Consider the following 21100-nt stretch of genomic DNA (forward strand, 5'->3'; position numbering starts at 1 on the left):
AATTCCCAGATTAGGTGACTTAAGGAAGCAAAAAGATGCAAGACGCGATTACCGCTGTTATCAACTCCTCTGACGTTCAAGGTAAGTACCTGGACACCGGTGCTTTAGAAAAGCTCAAAGGCTATTTCCAAACCGGCGAATTGCGGGTACGCGCTGCTACCACTATCGCTGCTAACGCCGCTGCGATCGTTAAGGAAGCAGTAGCTAAGTCCCTGCTGTACTCGGATATCACCCGTCCCGGTGGCAATATGTACACCACCCGTCGCTATGCTGCTTGCATCCGCGACTTGGACTACTACCTCCGCTATGCTACCTATGCGATGTTGGCTGGCGACCCCTCCATCCTCGATGAGCGCGTACTCAACGGTTTGAAGGAAACCTACAACTCCTTGGGCGTTCCCGTATCCGCTACCGTTCAAGCTATCCAAGCTATGAAGGAAGTTACCGCTAGCCTCGTAGGTGCTGATGCCGGTAAAGAAATGGGCGTTTACTTCGACTACATCTCCTCTGGCTTGAGCTAGAAAAGGCGAAAGTGAAAAGTGAAAGGCCAAATGACTTTTAACTTTTGAATGCCTGACTTTTGACTTTCACATGGTCTGGGAAGTCAGGAGTCAATGCTAGAGCGTTATATATTTGTCTAATTGACTGGATAAGTTTTAGCGGCTAGTATTTACTCTTGACTCCCAGACCTTGGTTTATCATCATCACTTCAAACGTCGATCGGATGCCAGGAGAAATTAACTCATGCGGATGTTCAAAATAACTGCTTGCGTTCCCAGCCAAACTAGAATTCGCACTCAACGGGAACTGCAAAACACATATTTTACGAAGCTAGTGCCGTATGACAACTGGTTTCGCGAACAGCAACGGATTATGAAAATGGGCGGCAAAATCGTCAAAGTTGAACTGGCGACTGGCAAGCCTGGTGCTAATACAGGATTGCTGTAATTCTGGAAAAAACCTTTACAAACTTCGCGAAATAAAATCGTCCCGTTGTGAAGATTGGGAGATTCAAAAAAAGCCGCCTGCGAATACATGGCTTGCAGTCATGCGATCGCAGGCGGCAAAGTTTTTTTAATTTTTGTAAAGTTAATGCAGAGTGGGCGGCAAAATACGATAAGGGTAAAAACACTATTTTTGGCGATCGCCCCAGTTTATGCGATCGCGATTTAGTAAACCTAATATATTGCGTAGTGGTAGGATCGACCTTTTGGCAGTTAACTTACGTCACCTAATACCTTTCTTTGATGGCGATCGAGAAGAATGGGGAATACAAGCCAGATTGTTGCGTTGGCTGACATTCCTATGGCTGTTTATGGGAATTGTGGTCTTGTTCTCAGCATCTTACCCTGTAGGCGATGCCTATTACGGAGACGGACTGTACTACGTTAAGCGCCAACTCATCTCTATTTTGATGGGCATGGTGGGGTTTAACCTGATCGTGCGTTTCCCACTCCGCTACATCTTGGGAATGGCGCACTGGTTTGTAGTGTTGCTGTTGGGATTAATTCTGGTAACTTTGATTCCAGGTCTGGGAACCACAACCAATGGTGCCACGCGCTGGCTGGCTTTGGGGCCAATGCCGATTCAACCCTCCGAGCTGATTAAGCCTTTTTTGGTGTTACAAAGTGCGCGGATATTCGGTCAATGGGATCGGCTGAGATGGAAAGTGCGTCTGACTTGGCTGTTTATTTTCTCTCTCGTACTTTTGGGAATTTTGTTGCAGCCTAACTTAAGTACGACGGCGTTTTGCGGTATGACGATTTGGCTGATCGCTTTAGCCGCCGGCTTACCTTATATTCAACTGGGGGCAACCGCTTTCGCTGGTTTGCTCTTGGGTATTATCAGTATTACCAGAAATGAATATCAGCAAAAGCGGATCATGTCTTTTCTGAATCCGTGGGCCGATCCGATGAAGACCGGTTATCAGTTGGTTCAAAGTCTGTTAGCAGTAGGTTCGGGTGGGGTTTGGGGCACTGGATACGGGCTGTCTCAGCAAAAGTTATTTTATCTGCCGATTCAGTACACCGATTTTATCTTTGCCGTATTTGCAGAAGAGTTTGGCTTTATGGGCAGCATGGTGCTGTTTCTGCTGCTTTTTGCTTATGGGACAATGGCTTTGATTGTGTCGATGAAGACTCAAAATGTCGTTCATCGACTGGTAGCGATCGGCGTCATGATTTTGTTAGTGGGACAGTCGCTAATGAATATTGCTGTGGCGACGGGTGCGCTACCGACAACGGGTTTGCCTTTGCCTTTGTTCAGCTACGGCGGTAATTCCATGATTGCGAGTTTGCTGGCAGCTGGATTGTTGATTCGCGTGGCCAGAGAGAGTAGCGAAGCAGAGGTGGTGTCTCTGGAAGAGAAGCGATCGGCTGTGAAACGGGGACGACCCAGAAGCAATTAAAAATTCTCAATCGAGTTCGATCGCTGTTTGTAGTTATTATACTACAATAATACAAGAAAAGCCAACTTGTCTGGACTTTGATAATGCCAGAAAAATTCGATCGGCCCAAAGACACCGATGCTGTACTTGGCGGACATTCTCCACCCCCGCTCACTGGTGTAGTACTGGGAGGATTAAGCGGAGTCAAGTGGAGGCTGACAAGTACATTAGTAGAGCAGCGTATGCAGGGACTTTATGAGGCTCTAAACTATGGCGATGCAGGTTTCGATCTGATAATTCAGGCATTATTCGATGAAGCCGAACAAGTACAAGAATTTGCCTCCTATCTGCTAGGAGAATGGCAGCAACTCGCCTTACTTGAAAAGGGTGTTGCGATTTGGAATAGATGGAGGAGGTTGCATATACTCAAGGGGCATCTCGATGCCGACCTTCGCGGAGTTAACTTGAGCGGGATGAACCTCAAAAGGGCTAATTTTAGACAGTGTAACCTCACGGGAGCTAACTTCAGCGGCGCAGATCTTAGCGAGGCTAAACTCTACAAAGCAAATCTCAGCGAGGCGAACTTTACGGGGGCAAACCTCAGTGGAGCAAACCTCAACGGAGCTATTTTGCAAGGGGCTATTCTTGAGGGAACGAAACTCGATCGAGCTAATTTTAGTAGAACTAACCTCAGTCAATTTAATTTTCGGGGAGCAGTTCTGCAAGGAGTTAACTTTACTAAAGCCCAGTTGGATAAAGTGGACTTCTCCAAAGCGAAATTGAGGAAGTTGAAATTTATTAAGGCTAATCTTCATCAAGCTAATTTTACCGAAGCAGATGTAAGCGGGGGAAACTTTAGAGGAGCTAGCCTTAGCGAGATTAACCTGAGTGGGTTTGACTTGAGTGGACTTAACTTCAGCGAAGCTAATTTTAGAAACGCTAATCTTAGTAGTGCGAACTTTCGAGGAGCGAATCTCAGTGCCGCTAGCTTTTTTGAGGCTAACCTCGTTAAAGCTAACCTCAAAAAAGCTAATCTCGCATTAACTAATTTCCAGAAAGCTATCATGCCTGATGGCAAAATATATAAGTAGCGACCGCCTAAATTTACTATGTACAAACAGCAACGTTGCATTGTCTGTAAAAATCTCTTCTCAGGGTGGCATTTCTTTTATAAGCAACTCTGCATAAACTGCGGCGATTTCAATTACGTGAAACGAAATCAAACTGCTGACTTGCAAGGTCTTTTTGCCTTAATCACCGGAGCGAGGGTAAACATTGGTTACGCAGTGGCTTTGAGATTACTCAGAGCAGGTGCAACTGTCATAGCTACAACCCGCTTTCCCCATGATGCTGCTACTAGATACGCGAAGGAATCGGATTTTTGCAAATGGAAAAATCGCTTACAAATTTATGGGTTAGATTTGCGAAATCTTGCGAACGTTGAGCGATTCACGCAACACATAGTCAGTTTTTATCCCGCACTCGATATTATTATCAACAATGCGGCGCAGACGATTCGCCGTCCACCTGCGTTTTATCAACATTTGGTAGACTTTGAAAGTTTATCTTTGGATGAGTTACCAGAAGAAATTCAGCCGTTACTTGTGCGCGATCGCTATTTGGCTATTAGCAAATTAAACGAAGAGACAAAGTTTCTCGGATCTGATGAAGGAAAATATTTTAAAGATGCGATTGCACCAAATAACTTATCTTTAGCAATCAATTCTCCTCTGACGTCGCAACTTGCTTTATTTCCGGGTGATAACCAACACGATGCGGCTTTATTCCCTCCAGGAATGTATGAAGAAGATGGACAGCAGATTGATTTGCGTGCGTTTAATAGCTGGCTCATGAAAGATGATGAAGTGAGTATTTTGGAACTGCTGGAAGTTCATGTAATTAATGCGATCGCACCCTTCATTATCAATAGCCGACTCAAGCAATTGATGAATAAAAAAGAAACCAGTAAATATATCGTGAATGTTTCTTCAATGGAAGGAAGATTCAACGGCGTTGATAAACCTTGGCGACATCCCCATACAAATATGGCCAAAGCTTCGCTACACATGATGACTCGCACCTGCGCGAAAGAATACGCCAAACATAACATTTTTATGAATTGCGTTGACCCAGGATGGATTAGCTTTCAACATCCTTACCAGATGGCTAAAGCAATGCAAGAACGAGGAAATAAACCACCCTTCGATGCAATTGATGCAGCAGCACGTATCTGCAATCCAATTTATGTAGGATTCAACGAAGGACGTAATTTATTTGGTAAGTTCTTCAAAGATTATACCGAAACAGAATGGTAATTTAAATCGCGGATTTGACAGTTATAATTTAAGTATTCGGCAGCGTAGCTTAATGGTAAAGCAGGCTTCATAATCCTAGATGACGGTTTGATTCCGTCCGCTGCCACCAGCGACGTAGTTCAAATAGTAGAATACTTTGGAGCAGACCAAGAGATACGGGTGCAAATCCCGTTGTCGCTATCAAATTAAGAATTAAAAAAATAAACCTTTAAAATCGCCCACTTCAATAATAGCTTGTAAATAGATTACTCTGTTTTGTCTTTGCTATCTTTTGAAAATAATTTTTAGATACATTTTTATATAGTAATTAACACTTTTTAAAAAAAATAAATAAATTTTTCATTTAGAATTTTAGTATTGAAAAATACCGAATTATTAAGTGATTTCATGTCTAATATATAAAAGTTATGTTGTGCGGGAGATGCAGCACTCCCATGCTTGGAAAGATGAAACTAACCATCGCTGGTAATTAATCCAGTGTTGAGCAAATTATGAACATAGATTCCATCGAGCAGGAAGCGATCGCAGATACAGACACAATAATGACGACAGTAGTAATTAGTGCAGTCGCCAGTCAATGTGTTTTAGCAAGACAAATGATTGATATTTTGGGCCGTCCTGGCATAGACAATGACATGGAATTTATAGGATCGGGCGAGCGATGGGCGATTAGTTGGACACAACCCAAACTCACACTAAACGAAACAAAAACATTAGTAAATAAAGCCATTTACCCAAAAGTGGGAACTATCTAGTAATTGGAATGAAAAATTTATGGCAACTTATAAGGTAACTTTAATTAACAGAAAGCAGAGTTTCCTAAAAACAATTGATGTACCTGATACTGAATATATCCTGGGAGAAGCGGCTGAATATGGCATCAAAATTCCCTTCGAGTGTGTGGTAGGATCTTGTGCCATGTGCCAAGCAAAAATTGTCTCTGGAACCGTCGATCAATCCGAACAAATGTTCTTAAGCGAAAAACAAATAAGCGAAGGATATGTGTTGATTTGTGTTGCCAAACCGACTTCTAATTGTATACTAGAAATAGAGTTAGAAGACTATCTCTAAACCAATTGAAAAGGGGAAAAAAAACACAAAGGAGTTCATCATGTCTATTAGTAAAATCAAATCTTTTGCTAAAAAAACTGTAGAGGATTCCCAACTTGCAGAGCAATTAAAAGGTTGCGAACGGGTTAAGTAATTAGTCGATCTCGCCAAACAAAATGGATTTGACTTTGCCGAAGAAGAACTTTATCCACCGAACGAACCTGGATTTACCGCCGAACAGTTACATTCTAAACTGGTCAAAGTGTTACTCCGGTAACCATCGCTTTTAATACAAACTAGAATGGGTAAGGATAATGATAGTGCTGTCATTGCAAGAAATGAATCAATGGCTGTTAGCCAACGGATTCGATCCTAGCGATCTAAATCAACGGGGCAGTAATGGCGATACAGCTATGATGAAAGCGACCCAAGCAGGTGAAATAAACATTGTGCGATCGCTCATTGATGCAGGGGCAGAGCTAAACATCAAAAATAACGATGGCAACAATGCTTTATGGTTTGCTTGTTTTCGCGATCGCTTTGACCTGATTGACTTACTCGTAGAGGCTGATATTGATATCAATAATCAAAATGATAACGGTGCAACAGCACTCATGTATGCAGCTTCCGCAGGTAAAACAGCAATCGTAAAGGCGCTTTTGGCAGCCGGAGCAAATTCTCAGTTGAAAAATTTGGATGATTTCCAGGCGGTAGATTTTGCCGCTAATCTTGAGATTTTAAGGATTCTGAAAAATGCTGCCTAAAATTCTCAAGAATGACTATCACGAAGCAACGAAACTTTCGTTCCTTTCGGTGCAAATTGACCCCAATTACGTTGATGCAGCAACTCAACCCGCTCCGTTTAAACGTTATCCCAAATTCTTTCGCAGATTTACTCTAGATTTGGAAAATCCCACCCATTCTTTCTTACATTTTACCAGTGCCATTACTGCCCAAAAAATGTATCGAGAAGGTGCTTATTCGCTGCGGGTAAATCCTTCGGCTGGAGCGCTTTATCCCACAGAGATTTATGTGCAGGTACGGGGAATTAATGGCCTTCTGGATGGGATTTATCATCTAGAAGTGGAAACGAAGTCTCTGACTTTGATATATGAATTAATTGATGATGGATTGGAAGGTTATTTAGTTGATAGTCGCCTCATTAAAGGATATATTTTTTTAGTTAGTTGCGTTTATTTTCGCTCTAGTTGGAAATACAAGAATCGCAGTTTGCGTTATTGTTTTTTGGATAGCGGTCATCACCTGGGTGCGATCGAAGCTTCTGCTTATGTACAAGATTACACGACCCAAATTTTATTCGATTTCGATCATTTAGCGCTCAATGACGATCTGGGATTTGAAAATAAGGAATTGATCGCAGCCGCTATCGTCGTTGGGAATGTGAAGGAAAAAGCAGTTCGCCGATTGCGATCGCCTATTCCTTTTGTGTGCGGTACTGATTATTTTGAGCCAAATCGATTTGTTGAAGCAGGCTACAAACAAACTCTTTTACCAACAAATCATCAGCAGGAAATCTTACAACCTAACTTTAAGTTTGAAAAAGCAAAATTTCTAGAATCAATTCAAAAGCGCCGTTCGGCAAGACGCTTTCACCAATCGCAAATTACCCAAGAGGAATTTTTTATAGTTTGGGAATCACTCAATCAACCAATTGCAACTCACAGTGATGAGGCGATCGAAATTTATGCTGTTATCCAAAGTGTAGCCGGAATAGAACCTGGTATTTATCGGGGAAAAGATGGCTTGAAAACGGGAAACTTCCGGGAAAAAATGGGTTATCTTTGCGTGAATCAAGCGATCGCACGAGATAGCGCTGTATTGTTCTTCTTTGTATCTGAATTTCAGAACTATCGAGTCGCTTTACAATTAGCGGGACTAATAGGACAACGAGTTTATTTGAGTGCAACCTATCTGGGATTAGGTTGCAGTGGAATTGGAGCCTTTTTTGATGATGAAATCCAGGCATTTTTGGAGGCCAAAGGAAGTATACTGTATGCGATCGCCATCGGCTAACTTCTTAGGGCGATATCATCTAAATTAACGGCAAAATAGTATATTCAAAAGGTGAAAACTATACCTTATAATAAATGCGCGGCAGCGTAGCTCAATGGTAGAGCGCCTCCCTTTCACGGAGGAAGAGACGGTTTGATTCCGTCCGCTGCCACCAGCGACGTAGTTCAAATAGCAGAATCCCTTGGAGTAGACCAGGAGATGCGGGTGCAAATTCCGTCGTCGCTATTTCCCATTACATACTTTTAATTGTTCTCTCACTTCCCGATGAGTAGCCAAATAATCCTTTAACCAATCGCATCCCCTATCCAACAATTCATCTAATTCTTCCACGCGCCAAATCCTAACAGTACTGTCAGAACCGGCGGTCGCTAAACTCTTACCATCATCCGTAAAAGTAACGCTAAAAATATCACCCGGTTGCGCTTTAAATTGCGCCAGTAACAACTGTCCTGATGGTTTATCAAACCTTACCCAAACTTTTACTGTCCCGTCCGCACCAGCAGTAGCAAGGCGTTGTCCGTCCGGACTAAAACTCATACTTCTGACTTCTCCTTGCTCGGTATTAAATTGAGTCACAATTTGCCCATAACCATCCCAAATTTTGACAGTACTGTCATCCCCGGCGGTGACAATGCGCTGTCCGTCGGGAGACCAAGATACGCTCCAAACTCGACTTTGATGCGCTTTGAAAGATAAAGGTAGCGGTTTTCCAGATTGGTTCCACAGTCGCACAGTGCCGTCATCGCCAGCGGTGGCAATGCGCTTGCCATCCGGACTAAAACTCATGCTCCTAACTTGTGCTTGCTCACTTTTGAATTCAGCTAATTGCTCTCCGGATTGATTCCAAAGTCGGACTATGCCATCGTCTCCCGATGTGGCAATGTATTGCCCATCACGGCTAAAACTGACGCTCAAAACCCAACTTTGATGAGCTTTAAATGCAGAAATTAACTCCTGCCCAAATTGATTCCAAAGTCGCACCATGCCATTAGAATCGGCTGTGGCAATGTTATTTCCGTTAGGGCTAAAACTGACGCGCCAAAATTCTTTATCTTTGAGCAGTAATTTTTGACCTCGCGATACAGAGCGCGACACTTGTAAGCCCCACAAATCTGCCAATCGTACTGTACCATCATCTCCAGCGGTGGCAATGCGCTGTCCGTCGGGGCTATCTCCTTTGGGACTGAAACTCACACTCAAAACTTCGCCTTGATGGGAGCTAAATTTATCTAATTGCTGTCCGAATTGATTCCAAAGTCGCACCGTACCATCTGCACCTGTTGTCGCCACTCGCTGTCCGTCCGGAGTGAAACTTACACTCCAAACTCCACCTTGATTGCTGTTGAATTTAGCTATTTCTTTGCCAGATTGTTTCCAAATTCGCACTGTACCATCTGCACCTGTGGTAGCTATGCGCTGTCCATCGGGACTAAAATTTAAACTCCAAACTCCACCTGGGTTACTTTTGAACTGATTTAACGGTTGTCCGGATAGGTTCCAAAGTCTTACTGTACCGTCATATCCTGCGGTGGCAATGCGTTTTCCATCGGGGCTAAAATTCATAGTCCTCATTTCGCCCTGTTCGCTATTAAATTTTGCTAATTCTTGCCCGGATTGGTTCCAAATTCTTACTACACCGTCAGCATCCGCAGTGGCAATGCCTTTTCCATCAGGGCTAAAACTCATAGTTCTAACTACACCTTTATAACCTTTAAATGGCAAAGCCAGCGGTTCTCCAAACTGATTCCAAAGTCGAATTGTACCATCTGTTCCGGCGGTGGCAATGCGCTGTCCGTCAGGGCTAAAAGTTAGGCTTTTCACTTCTCCTTGATGGCTGTTCAGTGTAGCCAGCAGTTTACCGGCAGGATTCCAAAGGCGGACTGTATTGTCGTCTCCGGTGGTGACAATGCGCTTGCCATCGGGGCTAAAACTAACGCTCCAAACTTGACCTTGATGTCCTTTGAGTTGATTGCGTTCGTGGATTTTATCGAGGATTGTTTGTAAGGCTAGTAAAGGACTGACAGCTGGATAATTTTGCGGATGTTTGTGCTTTTTGACTATTTTTTGTAAGTCTTGTCCGACTTGCATTGCTGATACTAAAGCTTTGAGTTCTTCGCCTCCTTGTGCTTCAAATAATCTTAAGGAGTTCATGCCTCGCCACTCTAGTTTTAAGCCTTGCCATTCTTTTCTAAGACTGGTGGCAGCCTGGAAAATAACTGTTGCTGTTACGGCTGATAGTACTGCGAGTATGGCAATACCTTTTTTGATTGTGCGATTGGCTTTTTGTTGAGCTTCGGCTAAGATTTGATTGGCTTGTCTTTCGGTTTCTAAGGCGATTTGTACTTGTTTTCGGTCTAATTCTTGGCTGGCTGTTAAGAATTGATAGTCGCGATCGCTCAAGCTTTGATCGGCTGCCCATTCTAAGGCGTCCTGCAATGCTTTACCGCGCAGGAGGCGCGATTCGTCTTGGCAATCAGAAGCTAACCAAGCTGTGAGGGATTCTGCGTAAGGACGCAGATTTGCGAGGACGTTTTCTACCCAAATTTGGTTAAAAACAGCAGCATATATGCGATTGGCAATTTTTAGTTTGGCTTGCTGTTTGATTACTAATCCCGATAAGAGTAATTCTGTTTGTTCGGAACTGTTATCGGCTGGGATTTCACTTTGTTGGAGAACTTGCTGATATAATCCTAGCAATCTGCCTGTGCGCTGTTCGTTTCTTAAAAGGCGATCGCGTATTGTTTTGAGGTGTTTTGGTTCGTCGGTGGCTTCCCAGTTTTCGATGATGTGCGTGAGCGTTAGCTGCGCGATAGTGCTTCGCACAATATTTTCAACCAATTCTGGAATTGCCGTAATTGCGTATTGGTTATTCCGATCTGACTGGCTTGCTTGTTCCAGAATCAGCTTTAAAATCTTTTGGGTAAGAAACGGCTGTCCGCCAGTCCAGGCTAGCACTTCTGCTAACACAATTTGCGGATTGGCAATTTTTTCGCCTAAACCTTGAGCTAAAGGTTGAGCTTCCTCTAATTGAAAGCCATTCAGTTGAATTGCTCTGCCAATATTAAAAGGTGTGCGATTTTTGTCTTGAATAAGATCGGATGGCGTCGCTACTCCCAAAAGCGCAAAAGTGAGGCGTTTGTATTCGGGGTTTTCGGCTCTTTGGTTATAACAATAGCGAATAAATGCAAAAAAATCATCTATGGGGAAATTTAAGCTGAGAACGCTATCGATTTCATCGATAAAAATAGCGATCGCTTGTTTGACTTCCACCAGCAGCACTTCTTGAATAAACTGACTCAAGCGTTGCACGGGGGAAAGAAACTCGCGATCGCGCCACCAAGTCCGCAGGTCGATTTTGTCAAATAAGTCAAAACTATTGACTAAGGAATAGACTACACCTGCATACCACTGATTTTGGCTGACATCCCAATTCCCGATCTCGGAAAGGTCGATCGATGCACAAGCGATACCATCTGCTTGCAACTTCTGCATTGTCCGCAGCTGCAAGCTGGACTTACCCATTTGACGGGAATTGAGTACATAACAAAATTCGCCTGCTTTCAATCCTTCATAAAAATCGCGATCGGCTTGTCGCTGCACGTAAGTAGGAGCATCAGGCGGTAGACTTCCCCCGACTTGATATTTATAATCATAATGATGCGAAAGTCCGGGCTGATAACTTTCTGCTTTCATATAGATGAACCCTATCAATTTTAGATTTTAGATTTTGGATTATATTTGAAGGTCGGTTATTTCTTACTGGACTTCAAAATCCACATTTCTAACAGCGCTAGTGCTACAATTTACTTCTCTCTGGCGGGGAAAGGTTTTCACAGGCAAAAGCGAACCGGATTCGCTGCGAAAAACGCGCAGAACATAACGACCTGTCGGTAAAGAAGATAATCGATAAGAAGGGTTAGAAGAATCAACACGAGCCATCTTCGATGAAGGTGAATCGTTATCCGGATCGGAAGGTACAACATAGTAAGACCGCTCCCTTTCTATACCGCTACCGAACAATCGTCCGCTAATCGAACAAGATTTTTGACCTTGTTTAGATTCCACTTTCATTTGTACTTGACTTGCTGGAGTTAGCACCAAATCTGAGGCTTTAACAATATCTTTTAACCAGAAAGGTGCGAACAATATCGCAATAAGGGCTAGTTTTTGTAATGTCTTCATCCACTGCTTCCCAAGCGCTCCCGGAAATAACGACGATATAAATCGCAACGGGGTTTCACATCATTGCCTTGCAAATGTACCAATCCCATACTGTGTAACTGAAAAGCAATTTCTGCTTGCAAACGCACCGGGTTGGTTGTACTAACAACCTCCAGCATTGCTGCTGCTAACTCCGGATGTTGTTGCAAATTCCATAAGTGGCGTCGCAGGTGATCGCTGTAAAGCCCCGCTTCTGTGGGAGCAGTTTGCATAAGTTTGTCGAGGGAAATATCTCCACGAGCAATGTGATAGAGAGCAACCCGCACTAAATAGGGGTGTCCTCCGACTGCGTTCATCAATTCTTCTACGTGGTCGGCGTTGCAATTGAGTCCGTATCGCTGTGCCAATTCCAGCACTTGCTGGTTGGAAAATTCTGGCAGTTCAATCGGCAAACCTACGTTGAAAGGTGATTGATTGATATCGAGGGGGATGTAAACTTCTGTGGAGTGTACGACGAGCAAACGCAGTTTTTTCCAGATATCGCGTTTTTTAGAATCTTCGTGCCAAGTTCGCAGCAATCCAAAAAAGTCGTCAGCAATTTCTGGGTGTTGGAAAATGCGATCGACTTCATCCAGACCCAAAACCAGCGGCCTGTCTATTTCGGCGAGGAGATATTTTTCAAAGTAAGCTTTACAATTAACCTTGCTGCCAAAAATATCATCCCAATAGTCAGATAATTTATTGGGGAGTTGCAACTCCAAACCAACATAAGCGCAGAACCACTTTAAAAATTGCTCCAGGTTACTGAAGACCGATCGCTCTGCTAGCTGAAAGCTCAAACTTACCGTTTTATAACCTTGATTCGCTCCATAATTCATAATCCTCGCCATCAAGGAAGTTTTGCCCATTTGTCTGGGTGCTTTGATGCGAATCAAAGCACCGGGTTGCAAAATCATTTCGTAACAGCGAGATTCAATCGGAGGTCGCTCTATATAAAAGAAGGAAGCTAAATCTACCTGACCTTCCGGTACTTCTGGGCCTGCAACTGGCAACGGGCGACCGTCTGGAGTTTCCCAAGCGATGGGTAAGTGGGAAGGATCGAGGATAAAAGATGAGGAATTGATTTGTTTCTCCTGAGTTCCTGTGAGTAGGCTCAGGATTTCTTGCACAATGGCGGGTGTGTCGCTGTCGCGTCGCCACTCTCGCTGGGGAATGCCCTGTAAGTGACTGCGGAGGTCATAGCTGAGGGGGGAATCGAGGGGAAAATCGACGCGAATAGTTAAAATTGCCGGTTTGTTGTGGGCGGCACGCAATTCTTTGACGTGCTGTAGTTCCTCGATGAGCATATCGCTGAAGGCAGATTGAGGACATAGCAACAGCACGAAGTAATCGCATTGTTTTAATTCGGCGTCGATGCGTTGCGGCCAATTTTCTCCCTGCCGGATACTCTCCTGTGCCATGAAGACTTGGTGTCCGGCTGCTTTCAAGGCTTCTGAGAGCTGCTGTGCCAAACGCAGGTCTGGTTCTTGCGATCGATAAGAGATAAAGATATTGCGTTTTTGGGAATGAGGCTTGGCGAGGTCTCCTCCTCTCCCGTTACTTGCGGCTTCTTCGCCGAGTCGCTGCGCCTGATTGAGCAGGTAAATGCGGAGGCGGTTTTCTTTGCCTCTGGTGAAACCGTCGATCCCGAATTTGTTGTAAACCTGACCCATGCGTTTGAGGCAGGCACCTTCGGAGGTTTGCAAGAGCTGGGCGATCTCATCGTATTCTTTGTCTTCTGCAAATCGCAGCAAGAAGACTTCCTCCTGTTCTGGAGAAAGTTCGCGATCGTGCGCCATCTGTAATAGAAATTGACGCGAGAACATTAATTTATCGCCTCTCTAACGATACAACAGTTCAGACTCCTACAACCTCTTTAAGTGCTACCTCTGAAATAGTTTACAAAAATTATGGAGTTAAATAAACTCACCAAAGCAGAGTTTTAAGGTAGGTGCAGAGGCTGCCATCGGGGAAAAACTTCTTCCTTGGATCGATGCACGTAGGGCAACCAAGGTGAATGCCTCTGTTTATACAATAGCTTATTACAGCTTGGCTCATTTATGTTCGGCTGTGTTCGGCGATCGCTACCTCTAACTTGCCATACAAAGAAACCGGGTTTGTACGAAAAATGGTAGGTTTCACCGTGAACGATCGACGAAGAAACCCGGTTTCTAGCCCCAGCAAAAAAACACCGAGTCTGTTCGCCCAGGCGAGACATCTGTCGGTGTTTGGAAGTTGGATGGGAAAAAACAATATCCTAACGCGATGCTACGCGATCGCATTTACCTTTGTTTGGTTATTCCACTTCAACGATTAAAGTCTGTCTCAAAATGCCGCTACCTGCGGTTGATTGAGCTACCGTTGTTTCAGCACCAGAGAACTCCACTTTCACTGAGTTATTTGCAGGTTTATAGTTACCATAAATTTCTATGGTGTGTCTGCCTCTGGTAAAACAATTTGATAAATTAATTCTACCTCCACGACCTCTGATGATTTTTACAACTCTGCCGTTTACAGTAATTTCTGCATTTAGTTGAGTGCCAGAATCAGTGGTAATTAACAAATTATGCGGTTGTTTCGCACTGCGCGAATCTAAATTAATGCGGGTAGTTTCTTCTTGTGATTGGGAAACATTCCTATTTTCAGTACTCGGCTTTCTCGTGTGTGTTGTAATCTGATTAGATCTAGGCCGTGCCGCCAATAACATATTTGCTTCTGTCGTATTTGTCGGCAAAACTTCACCGATATCCGTGTCGGGAATGTAAAATTCTTTATTTATATACAACAAATGATTCAAGTTGCTTGCCTTGGCAACCTTATCCTCAATAATTTTATGGAAAATGTCGCTTTCTTCGTTGTTAGACTGAATAAATATTTGCGCGACCGCCGCATGATTGTATGCGGTTACTAAAACAAGACATACCGTTGCAGAGAACAAAAACATCCTATTCATGTAATTCCTCCTAGATTAATTAAGAAAAACGACGCTCAAAATTTAAAAAGTTAAATTATTTAACTTCTAAAAAACTTTGAGCATCGTCAGTTCTCTTTGCGAGAGAGTGTGTATTAACTACCAGTTATTTTAGCAAATCGAGCGTAAATTTTTCCTTTATCGCTGCTGTAAATTTCTGTAGCGATCGGCGGGATTATTTACATCAATTGTGGGGTTGACTCGAATTTGAATTGTCCGGCCACCAGCGATACCGTTATTATTAGTACCGCGTATAGTTTGGCGGACATTTCTTTCTTGAACGGCCCGACCTGGCCCTACGTGAATTTGTTCGCCGGTAGTTACAATAGTGTTTCCAACACATCGGCCTTGACTTTGCATTTCTACGTTGTTGCTGCGCTGTGCTGGGCCAGAACCGCTGACGGAAATTTGAATACCCTGATCGAATTGTACGCACTGCGCCCTAGCCGAATTATTGGAAAAAGATTCAAAAGCTAGTGCAGTAGAAAAAGATAACAAGCTTAATGCCAGTAAAGAAAATTTCATGTCTACCTCTTGGAAAAGCTAGGGATAAGAAATAGTTCAAATAGACATATCGACATAACCGTTAGCGCCTCTGTTACTATTAGATTGCTGCGCGGTTTGACGAACTCTGTTGCGATCGCCCCTGACATCGGCTCCCTGGTTTTGGTTCTGCACGACAGCCCGGTTGCCCGATGGTCTCTGACCCCTGTTGCTGGGACTGCGATTGATATTAATCACCTGGATATATTTGTTTACAGTGTTGCTGTTACCCGCCACATTAGCGTTTTGCGAACTTTGTTGAGAGACAGCACTATCACCGTTTCTACTGCTGTAAGATTGCGCTTGAGCAGTGAGGGGAAATATCCCAACTGCGGCAACAGCCACAATACCAAATATGCAAGTTGTGTTCATAATCTTACTTTTTGTGAGTAGCAGCCTCTGCGAGGAGGAAGAAATCGCTTTGGCTTAGGAACGCTTGAAGTTTTTGCTTTCTCCCTCCACTACCAGAAAACTGACAAAATCAAGGTCAGACTCTACTAAATGCCATTTTTGGCGCAAGTATTGTTGCAGGCATTGGAGCGATAAACAGGACGCTGTGTGATGGGACGGCGGTTTTGGCCGCGACTGCTTTGATTGGATGTTTGATTTATATAGTTGCCATATCCAGAATTATTCGCTCCCTGAGATTGGTCTTGCACAATACCTTGGTCGCCGCCTGTCGGACGACCGGAGATAGCTGACTGATTGGAATGTTGGTTAACACCGTTGCCGCTACCCTTGACAGTAGCTTGTTGGTTACTTGTCTGAACAACAGCGCTATCGCCACCGCGAGCTTGGCAGCAAGGATTGGGATTTGCTCCGGCGGATAAGGGAACTATTCCCAGAGTGGTAGCAGTCAAAATACCAACTAAATAAGATTTTTTCAGTAAGTTTGCAAAGCTTAGGTCTGTTTTAATTGTGTTGATAGTAGCCATGTCAGTTTCTTCCTCTAGTACAAATTGTCGTTTGGTTCAGTTTCTCTGGGCTCTTCCGGACGCCTCCGTTAGCCTCTGAAACTATATTGACTTTCCTCTGATATCCTCGTCAAGTTTATTTACAAAACTTTACAAAATTTTTCTGGTTCTGCAATTTTCCCGCTTCCCAAGCGCTCGCAGCAGAGGGAGGTGGGGGAGCGGGGGAGCGGGGGAGAAAAGGAGAACAGGTATAGCAACCGCCTTGGCGATTAAGGCATTCTGAATTCCTGAAACCCTTGATTATAAAGACTTCTTCCCCTAATCCCGACGCCCGACGCCCTAGCTATAACTTGCGATCGATAATCTTACGGCGCGAAGGGAGTAAATCGGCCTATTCCTCTGGCAAGCGAAGGGAGAAAATATTAAGCCCCTCTCCTAAAGCGCCAGTCCAGTAAAAGAGGTTGACGGAAGAATTAAGGTGTGTATGCTTATATAAACCTCGGCTCCGGCGTTGCATTTGGATAAAAAATTGTTGCCGATCGCGATCGATTGTCGCCCAAATGCGAGAGCCCCTACACAATACATATTTCATTATTTTTGTCAATTCATTCTACTGGACTGGCGATCTTGCAAGGAGAGGGGCAAATGCAATCAACACGATCGATCGCTCTGGGACTAAGCCCCACCTGGCAACGGGTCGCAGCGAATTTCGATAATCAAACCATCCGGGTCGTAAAAATAAATTCCTCTTCCCGTAGGACGAGTTACTGGGCCACTATCTATTTGCACTTGATGCTGTTTCAGCACCTCAACGGCTGTATCGAATAATTGTGGAGCGATATCAAAGGCTAAATGATTGGCGCGAGTAAAAGCACGAGAGGGGTCTGCATCTGGCGGCGAGAGTTCCGGTTCCCAAAATAAATCGATCACTGTACCATCTGGAGTCACGAAGTTGGCAACTTTCCCAGCAGCTACCAAATCAACTAGCGTTTTGGGAACTTCATCCCCTGTGAGTTCGTGCAATCCCAAGATATTTCCATAGAAATGACGAGAAGCCTGCATATCTTTGACGTTCAAGGCGATATGATGAACGCGACGCAGACTTCCTGGAACAAGCGCTGGCTTTTGGGATTGGGGGCTAGACAGCATGGCAGGAAGCGATCGACTCAGATAACTGCCACCAGTTTAGCTCAAATGCTGCCAGAGTTAGAGTTCTGTCTCTGCTAGATTTTGTAGCCTGAAAGAGTAGAGATAGTTATACAGAAAAGAGAAGATGAAAAAGCCAGTTTGGACGATCTTACTATTAGCTTTATTAGTGATGGCGATTGTCTCACCTTTTTCAGCTTTAGCCTTACTGATGTTTTTCGTATTAATTTCAGCAATTGTCTCGACAATTTGGACTTTGCTAAGAACTGCTCTGAGCGAAGATGTCTAACTCATCTAGATTCAATCGGCCTGTTTCTGTTTGCCTTTATTCAATATCGCGAGGTTCGATTACCAGCCTCACTCCATCAGTAATCTGGCGTACTCGTGCGGGCGAAACTGTGCCAATCTTTTCACCTAACTGATTTTTGCTCACAGTTAAAATCTGAGAGACGTTAACAACACTTCGATCTGGAAGGTTTGCTTCCCCTGCCTCCAGTAGCACATTCCCAGGTGCATTTGCCCGTCTGAGATTTGAGGTAATTGTGCAAACGACAACCGTGTTGATGCGGCTGCGATTGAACGTATTGTTCTGAATCACAACATAGGGGCGATAATAACCTGGTTCGGAACCGGAAGGTGCGTCGAGATCGATCGAAAAGATGTCACCTTGATTGATTACCATTCGCCTTCAACCATCCGCCGATGATAGCGGGTCATACTGCGAAGGAGGGCTTCTTCTTCCTCATCGGGAGAATCGTCATAGGCGGCGTTAATTTTTGCCAACAATTGTCGGTTTTGATGACGACAGATAAATTCTTCTAGCGCGAGTGCTATGAGGCGACTGCGCGAAACTTTGAGTTCCTCTGCTATCGCCTCCGCTTCTTCAAACAAAGATTCTGGCAGCGAGATGGCGGTTTTGACGTTTGACATATAGTGATATTTTTTTTATTACTAAAAGTATAACTTATAGTATAAATATCGGTAATACACAGCCTGTTCTCCACCCCAGTAGCCCAGCAAATTGATGCAATTTGGTGCTGTTTTCAGTAAGAAACCCGGTTTTTCTAAAAAACCGGGTTTCTTGAATCCTAGAGACATAGCAACCGTTATCCTCAGTGAGGGGGTTCTTAATTCCTCCTTTCCCTCTACCTCTTACCCCGACGCCCTCACCCCTAGCTACAGACGATCGCTCACCTCGCTACCTCCAATAGGCTAAAATGCAAGCAGATCGAGCATTTCACGAGCGAACCAGTCTATGATCGAAACACTGCAAACCTATCTCTACCAACTCCAACAACTTGCCGATAGCCTCGTAAAAACTCAGCTAACCCAACTCACCTGGTTGAGTGTCGGCGTCATCTTTGCTGCGGGCTTACTGACCAGCCTGACACCCTGTATGCTTTCCATGTTACCGATTACGATCGGCTACATCGGCGGGTACGAAGCCAAAAGTCGCCTACAAGCGATCGCACAGTCTACTTGGTTCTCCTTGGGATTGGCAACTACACTCGCTGGATTGGGAATTGCTGCCGCTTTAGTAGGAAAAGTTTACGGACAAATAGGCATTGGGTTGCCCATTATCGTCAGCATCATCGCCATCATCATGGGGCTAAACTTACTAGAAGCCCTGCCTTTGCAATTTCCCTCCTTTGGCGGTACAGAATGGATTTCCCAAAATTTACCAGATGGCGTGCGTTCCTATTTGTTGGGTTTAACTTTTGGTTTAGTTGCTTCCCCTTGCAGCACACCCGTCCTGGCTACATTGCTCGCTTGGGTTACACAAACGCAAAACGCGGTTTTAGGTGGCCTTTTTCTGCTATTCTACACAGCGGGATACGTCGCACCGTTAATTTTGGCAGGTACCTTTACCGGGTCTATCAAAAAGTTGTTGGAATTGCGTCGCTGGTCTAGTTGGATCAACCCAGTTAGCGGTACATTGTTAGTCGGATTTGGCGTATTTTCCTTGCTGTCTCGGATTCCTTTGGGTAATTTTTAAGCGAATGAGTTTAAAAGATTTTTCTTCATCAAATTTGGCTAAAGTTGTTGCATCAGTTAAAAATTTTTTTCGACAAGAATTACTGCCCCTACTGGCAGATTTGCGATTGGCAATATTACTGCTGTTAGCGATCGCAGTCTTTAGCATCAGCGGCACAGTAATCGAACAAGGTCAATCCATCCCCTATTATCAATCCAACTATCCCGAACATCCAGCTTTATTTGGCTTCCTCACCTGGAAAGTTATCATCATTTTGGGATTGGATAGCGTATATAGGACTTGGTGGTTTTTATCGCTGCTAATTTTGTTTGGCACCAGCTTAACCGCCTGCACCTTTACCCGCCAGTTTCCGGCATTAAAAGCTGCCCGCAATTGGAAATTTTTCGATCGAACTGGCCAATTTGAAAAATTAGCTTTGAGTGCGGAATTTGAAACAGGTTCGCTCAATTCTTTATTACCGGCATTGCAAAAGCGCCGCTATCGGATTTTTCAAGAAGGAAATTCTTTATATGCGCGTAAAGGCATAGTAGGAAGAATTGGCCCGATCGTCGTCCACGCCAGTATGTTAATCATTCTAGCTGGTTCGATTTGGGGAGCAATGACCGGATTTATGGCACAAGAATTGGTTCCCAGCGGAGGAAGTTTTCAGGTAAAAAATATCGTCGATGCTGGGCCATTAGCAAATCCGCAAATTCTCAAAGATTGGTCGGTTAAAGTAAATCGCTTCTGGATTGACTATACGCCAGAAGGAGAAATTGACCAGTTTTATTCGGATTTATCTGTTTTGGATAAAGAGGGGAAAGAAGTAGATCGTGAGAAAATTTACGTGAATAAACCCCTGCGTTACCGAGGCGTGACATTTTATCAGACAGATTGGTCGATCGCAGCTATTCGATTCCAGCTAAATAACAGCCCTATTCTACAGTTACCGATGGCGCAACTCGATACTGGTGGCCAAGGTAGAATCTGGGGTACTTGGATTCCCACTAAACCAGATTTAAGTGAAGGCGTTTCCCTTTTAGCACGCGATTTGCTGGGCACTTTACTAATTTACGATACCAAAGGCCAACTGCAAAGCACCGTTCGCGAGGGAATGACTACAGTAATCAACGGCGTCAGGCTTAAAATTGTGGAAGTTGTGGGCAGTACCGGTTTGCAAATCAAAGCCGATCCGGGAATTCCCATAGTTTATACTGGTTTTGGCTTGCTGATGCTAAGTGTGATGATGAGCTATGTTTCTCACTCCCAAATTTGGGCGCTGCAAAAAGACGATCGCCTCTATGTAGGAGGTAGAACAAATCGCGCTCAAGTTGCTTTTGAACGGGAGATTATCGAGATTTTAGAGGAACTGCAAAAGCCAGAGATGAGCGAAAAAGTTGCGATCGCACCTACCTCTTTAGCCAGTGAAAGTTAAATTTCTCCGGGTTTGATAAACTGATATCGTGTCCGGTAGCATTGCTAGTGCAAGAAAAGATGTTGAGGATTGTCTGCACGAATCGAGGGTTAAAATTTAACCACAGATGAACACAGATGAACACAGATGAA

The 21100-nt window shown here is 44.1% G+C and carries 24 protein-coding genes and 3 tRNA genes; 16 read left to right on the top strand and 11 right to left on the bottom strand.

Translation table 11 applies throughout. The features are described from left to right. The first annotated feature begins 35 nt into the window (after positions 1 to 35). The 13 genes from apcB (at position 36) to ACE1CD_RS23520 (ending at position 7939) form a co-directional block, all read left to right on the top strand. Positions 36 to 521, top strand: a complete 486-nt coding sequence (apcB, locus tag ACE1CD_RS23460) for an allophycocyanin subunit beta (protein WP_190465107.1) — start codon at positions 36 to 38, stop codon at positions 519 to 521. 223 nt (positions 522 to 744) lie between these two features. After that, the gene (locus tag ACE1CD_RS23465) at positions 745 to 948 is read left to right on the top strand and encodes a phycobilisome linker polypeptide (protein WP_190465106.1); all 204 of its coding nucleotides are present in this window, start codon (positions 745 to 747) and stop codon (positions 946 to 948) included. 54 nt (positions 949 to 1002) lie between these two features. Continuing rightward, positions 1003 to 1173: a hypothetical protein gene (locus ACE1CD_RS23470; RefSeq protein ID WP_374826414.1), complete on the top strand. Its 171-nt coding sequence runs from the start codon at positions 1003 to 1005 to the stop codon at positions 1171 to 1173. Further along, positions 1157 to 2407: an FtsW/RodA/SpoVE family cell cycle protein gene (locus ACE1CD_RS23475; RefSeq protein ID WP_374793692.1), complete on the top strand. Its 1251-nt coding sequence runs from the start codon at positions 1157 to 1159 to the stop codon at positions 2405 to 2407. Before ACE1CD_RS23470 ends, ACE1CD_RS23475 begins: the two co-directional genes overlap by 17 nt. A gap of 83 nt (positions 2408 to 2490) precedes the next feature. Continuing rightward, positions 2491 to 3477, top strand: coding sequence for a pentapeptide repeat-containing protein (locus ACE1CD_RS23480; RefSeq protein ID WP_374793694.1), 987 nt, complete (start codon positions 2491 to 2493; stop codon positions 3475 to 3477). Between the two features lie 117 nt (positions 3478 to 3594). Then, a complete protein-coding gene (locus ACE1CD_RS23485) occupies positions 3595 to 4701 on the top strand; it encodes an SDR family NAD(P)-dependent oxidoreductase (RefSeq protein WP_374793696.1) in 1107 nt (368 codons plus the stop codon). A gap of 38 nt (positions 4702 to 4739) precedes the next feature. After that, a tRNA-Met gene (locus ACE1CD_RS23490) sits at positions 4740 to 4810 on the top strand. Continuing rightward, positions 4810 to 4881 (top strand) — tRNA-OTHER (locus tag ACE1CD_RS23495). The genes ACE1CD_RS23490 and ACE1CD_RS23495 overlap by 1 nt, the downstream gene beginning before the upstream one ends. 311 nt (positions 4882 to 5192) lie before the next feature. Continuing rightward, on the top strand, positions 5193 to 5456 hold the full coding sequence (locus ACE1CD_RS23500; protein ID WP_374793698.1) for a hypothetical protein: 264 nt from the start codon (positions 5193 to 5195) through the stop codon (positions 5454 to 5456). A gap of 19 nt (positions 5457 to 5475) precedes the next feature. Then, on the top strand, positions 5476 to 5772 hold the full coding sequence (locus tag ACE1CD_RS23505; RefSeq protein ID WP_374793699.1) for a 2Fe-2S iron-sulfur cluster-binding protein: 297 nt from the start codon (positions 5476 to 5478) through the stop codon (positions 5770 to 5772). Positions 5773 to 6065: 293 nt separating this feature from the next. Then, the gene (locus tag ACE1CD_RS23510) at positions 6066 to 6515 is read left to right on the top strand and encodes an ankyrin repeat domain-containing protein (RefSeq protein WP_374826415.1); all 450 of its coding nucleotides are present in this window, start codon (positions 6066 to 6068) and stop codon (positions 6513 to 6515) included. Beyond that, on the top strand, positions 6505 to 7785 hold the full coding sequence (locus ACE1CD_RS23515) for a SagB/ThcOx family dehydrogenase (protein WP_374826416.1): 1281 nt from the start codon (positions 6505 to 6507) through the stop codon (positions 7783 to 7785). Before ACE1CD_RS23510 ends, ACE1CD_RS23515 begins: the two co-directional genes overlap by 11 nt. A gap of 80 nt (positions 7786 to 7865) precedes the next feature. Continuing rightward, positions 7866 to 7939: transfer RNA gene (locus ACE1CD_RS23520), tRNA-Glu, on the top strand. Positions 7940 to 8007: 68 nt separating this feature from the next. On the opposite strand, the gene ACE1CD_RS23525 is transcribed toward ACE1CD_RS23520, so the two are convergent. From ACE1CD_RS23525 to ACE1CD_RS23565, 9 genes are all read right to left on the bottom strand, one after another. Continuing rightward, entirely contained in the window at positions 8008 to 11478 is a 3471-nt protein-coding gene (locus tag ACE1CD_RS23525; protein WP_374826417.1) for an AAA-like domain-containing protein, read from the bottom strand. 63 nt (positions 11479 to 11541) lie between these two features. Beyond that, entirely contained in the window at positions 11542 to 11967 is a 426-nt protein-coding gene (locus tag ACE1CD_RS23530) for a hypothetical protein (protein WP_374826418.1), read from the bottom strand. Further along, positions 11964 to 13811 (bottom strand): AAA-like domain-containing protein, encoded by a 1848-nt coding sequence (locus tag ACE1CD_RS23535; RefSeq protein WP_374826419.1) that lies wholly within the window; start codon positions 13809 to 13811, stop codon positions 11964 to 11966. The genes ACE1CD_RS23530 and ACE1CD_RS23535 overlap by 4 nt, the downstream gene beginning before the upstream one ends. Before the next feature lie 470 nt (positions 13812 to 14281). Beyond that, positions 14282 to 14938, bottom strand: coding sequence for a hypothetical protein (locus ACE1CD_RS23540; RefSeq protein ID WP_374826420.1), 657 nt, complete (start codon positions 14936 to 14938; stop codon positions 14282 to 14284). A 156-nt stretch (positions 14939 to 15094) separates the two neighbouring features. After that, positions 15095 to 15481, bottom strand: a complete 387-nt coding sequence (locus tag ACE1CD_RS23545) for a hypothetical protein (RefSeq protein ID WP_374793715.1) — start codon at positions 15479 to 15481, stop codon at positions 15095 to 15097. Positions 15482 to 15517: 36 nt separating this feature from the next. Next, positions 15518 to 15871 carry a hypothetical protein gene (locus ACE1CD_RS23550; protein ID WP_374793717.1) on the bottom strand — a complete coding sequence of 118 codons (354 nt, stop codon included), beginning with the start codon at positions 15869 to 15871 and terminating at the stop codon, positions 15518 to 15520. Positions 15872 to 15996: 125 nt separating this feature from the next. Then, positions 15997 to 16434, bottom strand: coding sequence for a hypothetical protein (locus ACE1CD_RS23555; RefSeq protein WP_374793719.1), 438 nt, complete (start codon positions 16432 to 16434; stop codon positions 15997 to 15999). A 370-nt stretch (positions 16435 to 16804) separates the two neighbouring features. Further along, complete coding sequence (locus ACE1CD_RS23560) at positions 16805 to 17005, bottom strand: hypothetical protein (RefSeq protein ID WP_374826421.1); 201 nt, start codon at positions 17003 to 17005, stop codon at positions 16805 to 16807. Positions 17006 to 17088: 83 nt separating this feature from the next. Next, on the bottom strand, positions 17089 to 17562 hold the full coding sequence (locus ACE1CD_RS23565; protein WP_374826422.1) for a VOC family protein: 474 nt from the start codon (positions 17560 to 17562) through the stop codon (positions 17089 to 17091). A 124-nt stretch (positions 17563 to 17686) separates the two neighbouring features. Between ACE1CD_RS23565 and ACE1CD_RS23570 the strand changes: the two genes are divergently transcribed. Beyond that, positions 17687 to 17848: a hypothetical protein gene (locus ACE1CD_RS23570; RefSeq protein WP_374793724.1), complete on the top strand. Its 162-nt coding sequence runs from the start codon at positions 17687 to 17689 to the stop codon at positions 17846 to 17848. A 36-nt stretch (positions 17849 to 17884) separates the two neighbouring features. Here ACE1CD_RS23570 and ACE1CD_RS23575 read toward each other — a convergent pair whose 3' ends face one another. Both ACE1CD_RS23575 and ACE1CD_RS23580 read right to left on the bottom strand, forming a co-directional pair. Beyond that, entirely contained in the window at positions 17885 to 18241 is a 357-nt protein-coding gene (locus tag ACE1CD_RS23575; RefSeq protein ID WP_374793726.1) for a type II toxin-antitoxin system PemK/MazF family toxin, read from the bottom strand. Further along, positions 18235 to 18489 (bottom strand): hypothetical protein, encoded by a 255-nt coding sequence (locus ACE1CD_RS23580; protein ID WP_374793728.1) that lies wholly within the window; start codon positions 18487 to 18489, stop codon positions 18235 to 18237. The genes ACE1CD_RS23575 and ACE1CD_RS23580 overlap by 7 nt, the downstream gene beginning before the upstream one ends. Positions 18490 to 18814: 325 nt before the next feature. On the opposite strand from ACE1CD_RS23580, the gene ACE1CD_RS23585 reads away from it, so the two are divergent. Both ACE1CD_RS23585 and ACE1CD_RS23590 read left to right on the top strand, forming a co-directional pair. Further along, complete coding sequence (locus tag ACE1CD_RS23585) at positions 18815 to 19555, top strand: cytochrome c biogenesis protein CcdA (protein ID WP_374793729.1); 741 nt, start codon at positions 18815 to 18817, stop codon at positions 19553 to 19555. Between the two features lie 4 nt (positions 19556 to 19559). Beyond that, positions 19560 to 20969 (top strand): cytochrome c biogenesis protein, encoded by a 1410-nt coding sequence (locus ACE1CD_RS23590; RefSeq protein ID WP_374826424.1) that lies wholly within the window; start codon positions 19560 to 19562, stop codon positions 20967 to 20969. Positions 20970 to 21100 lie beyond the last annotated feature (131 nt).

Origin of the sequence: Aerosakkonema sp. BLCC-F183 (assembly GCF_041929145.1) — a bacterium.
Taxonomy (GTDB): Bacteria; Cyanobacteriota; Cyanobacteriia; order Cyanobacteriales; family Aerosakkonemataceae; genus Aerosakkonema.